The sequence below is a fragment of the Streptomyces morookaense genome, assembly GCF_013030945.1.
Taxonomy (GTDB): Bacteria; Actinomycetota; Actinomycetes; order Streptomycetales; family Streptomycetaceae; genus Streptomyces; species Streptomyces morookaensis.
The window spans coordinates 1-2,894 of record NZ_JABBXF010000009.1 but is presented as its reverse complement, the minus strand read 5'-3'; the positions used below and the strand labels follow the sequence as shown (position 1 = coordinate 2,894).

At 72.5% G+C, this 2,894-nt stretch carries 3 protein-coding genes; 2 read left to right on the top strand and 1 reads right to left on the bottom strand.

From position 1 onward, the window contains the following. Nucleotides 1–216: 216 nt before the first annotated feature. A complete protein-coding gene (locus tag HG542_RS05625) occupies nt 217–666 on the bottom strand; it encodes a MarR family winged helix-turn-helix transcriptional regulator (RefSeq protein WP_171078934.1) in 450 nt (149 codons plus the stop codon). 104 nt (nt 667–770) lie between these two features. On the opposite strand from HG542_RS05625, the gene HG542_RS05620 reads away from it, so the two are divergent. Further along, on the top strand, nt 771–1,175 hold the full coding sequence (locus HG542_RS05620) for a nuclear transport factor 2 family protein (RefSeq protein WP_171078933.1): 405 nt from the start codon (nt 771–773) through the stop codon (nt 1,173–1,175). A gap of 101 nt (nt 1,176–1,276) precedes the next feature. Next, a complete protein-coding gene (locus tag HG542_RS05615; protein WP_171078932.1) occupies nt 1,277–2,749 on the top strand; it encodes an FAD-dependent monooxygenase in 1,473 nt (490 codons plus the stop codon). The last annotated feature ends 145 nt before the right edge of the window (nt 2,750–2,894 follow it).

The following is a 2,894-nucleotide window of genomic DNA, read 5'->3' as shown; positions in this document are numbered from 1 at the left end:
TTCGTTGCGAACAAGGTCGTGACAAACGCGTTCGTCGGGCGCCGGGACGGGACGCCGGGCTTGGACGTGGCGATGAGTGTGGCGAGGCGCGGCAGTCATGCCGTCTTCGCTCTGATCGGCGGAGACGGCCACCACGGAGCCCACTTCCTGCGCACCAGCCGGATGGGCGCAGGCATCACGGTCACCGGAACGCCGATTCGGCGACGCGTGCCGGCGTCACGATTCCGTGAAGGGCCCCGTGGCGACAAAGCGGTGGAGTTGGCGGGCGAAACTCTGAGCTTCCTCGGGCGGCCAGGAGGTGAGGGACGCTTCGATGAGCGTGGCGAGGCGCTGCCTGGTGGTCTGCACCACCCGCTGCCCGGTTTCGGTCAGGGCGAGCAGGGTGGCGCGGCGGTCGTCGGGGTGGGGTTCGCGGCGCAGCAGGCCCGCTTCCTCCAGGCGGGTGGCGCGGCGGGTGACGCCGGAGCGGTCGAGGCCGATCTCGCCCGCGAGGTCGGCAGCGCTGCACGGGCCGGTCCGGGCGAGCCCGCTGAGAACGGGGTAGGTGGTCTCGTCCACCGCCTCGCCCAGGCCTTCCGTCAGGCGCCCGTACAGGTGTGCCCGGGTGCCTCGCTTGAGCAGAGTTCCCAGGGCGTCGGCGATTTCGTGTCCCACATCGTCAGGCATGACCCAAGGATAGCGTGCGCGGCGCACGCAATCTGTAGTACGGTGCATATGCGTGCTCGGCGCACGCACTTTCTGCTCGCAACGCGAACTCCAAGGGGACCGTCATGACCACCGTCAGCACCCACACCGACGCCCGCGCCGCCCTCACCGACCTGCTCCTCACCCCGGGCCTCGACCTCGACGAGGCCGCCGATCGGCACTTCGCCCCCGACTACCGTCAGCGCACCGACGGAAGCTGGGCGGACCGCACCGAGTTCCTCGCCCACATCGCCCACCTGCGCACGATCGTCGCCGGCGGCTCGGTCGAGGTGCACGACGAACTCGCCTCCGGCGATCGTTACGCCGACCGCCACACGATGGAGGTCATCAAGACCGACGGCTCCACCGTCCGCATGGAGGTCTACCTCTTCGGCGAGTTCGCCCCCGACGGCCGTTTCCGCCGCATCGAGGAGACCACCCTCATGCTCGAAGGCGCCGACGCCGACCGGAATCTCGGCAGCGCCCGCTGAGCCGCATTGCCCATCCGACGCCACGAGGCCGCCCCTGTGCCGACGCACCGGGGCGCCGCCGTCATGGTGCTTCGTCCCAGAAGTGAGAGGAAGTGGTTGTCATGCTCGACGTGCTCGTCGCCGGGGCCGGCCCGGTGGGGCTGTGGCTCGCCGCGGAGTTGCGCCTGCAGGGGGTGGAGGTGACCGTCGTGGAACGCCGGGCGGCGCCGGACGGACGGTCGCGCGCGGTCGGCATGCAGGCCGGCACGCTGGAAACCTTCGCCACCCGCGGCCTGGCGGAGCGGTTCATCGAACGCGGCACCCCGGTGCCGACCGGCCACTTCGGCGCGGCGACCACCCGGCTGGACTTCTCCACGGTCGGGGCGGTGCACCCGTTCATGCTGGCGCTCGGCCAGTCCGTCACCGAACAGCTCCTGGAGGAGCACGCACTCGCCGTGGGCGCCCGGGTCGTGCGCGGGGAGGAGGTCGTCTCGCTCACCCAGGGGCCGGACGCCGTCGAGGTGGTGATCCGGGCCGGCACCACCCACCGGACCGTGCAGGCCCGCTGGGTGGTGGGCTGCGACGGCACCCGCAGCGCGGTACGCCAGGCGGCCGGCATCGACTTCCCCGGCCAGGACGCCACGTTGACCGGGTGGCTCGCCGACGTCGAACTCGACGATCCGCCCACCGCGCCGCTCGCCGCCACCGGGCCGGCCGGTTCGTTTCTCGCGGCCCCGATCGGCGACGGCGTCCACCGGCTGGCGGGTCTGTCCACGGCCACCATGCATCACGGCACCGGCGAACCGCTGACCCTGGACGAGGTGCGCGAGCAGACCCGGGCGCTTCTGGGACGGGACCTGGGCATCCGCAACCCCCGGTGGCTCTCGCGCTACGGCAACGCCACCCGGCAGGCCGCGCGGTACCGGGCCGGACGGGTGCTGGTGGCCGGGGATGCGGCGCACATGTTCTTCCCGGCCGGTGGGCAGGGCATGAACCTCGGCATCCAGGACGCCACCAACCTGGGCTGGAAGCTGGCCGCCACCCTCCAGGGCCGGGCCCCCGACGGGCTGCTCGACAGCTACGACACGGAGCGCCGGCCGGCCGCCCGCGCCGTCATCGACAACACCCGCGCGCAACTCGCCCTGTTCGCGGCGGCGAGCCCGGAGCAGATCGCACTGCGCGAGGTCTGGTCCGCCGCCCTGGCCGAACCGCGGACCAACCGGCAGTGGGCCCGCCGGATCGCAGGCTTCGACGATCCGCTCCCCGCCGACACCGCACCCGGCGCGCACCCGCTCGACGGCACCCGACTGGCCGGCCTCACCCTGGACGCGGCCGGCGCACCCACCCCCCACTCGCTGATGCACCACGGCCGGCCACTGCTGCTGGACCTCGGCGGGACCCGCACACCATGTTCCGCGGACGGCCTGGAACAGCGGGCGGCCTCCGCCGACACCGCCACGGCAGACCCGATCTGGTGGGACGTCACCGCAGTCCTCATCCGGCCGGACGCCCGGATCGCCTGGGCCAGCACCGACACCGACCCGCAGCGCCGGGCCGCGGACTGCCTCACCAGCCTGCGCACCCAGTGCCGTTGAACGCCGCCACTGTGCTTGTGCTTTCTCGTGCCTGGTGTCGACCGGATGCCCTGGGCCGGGCGTATGCGCAGTGAAGCGGGAGATCCGGGAGTGGCCGTTGACCGCTGAGGAGTTCGAAGAGTTGTATGCCCAGACGGTCGCACGG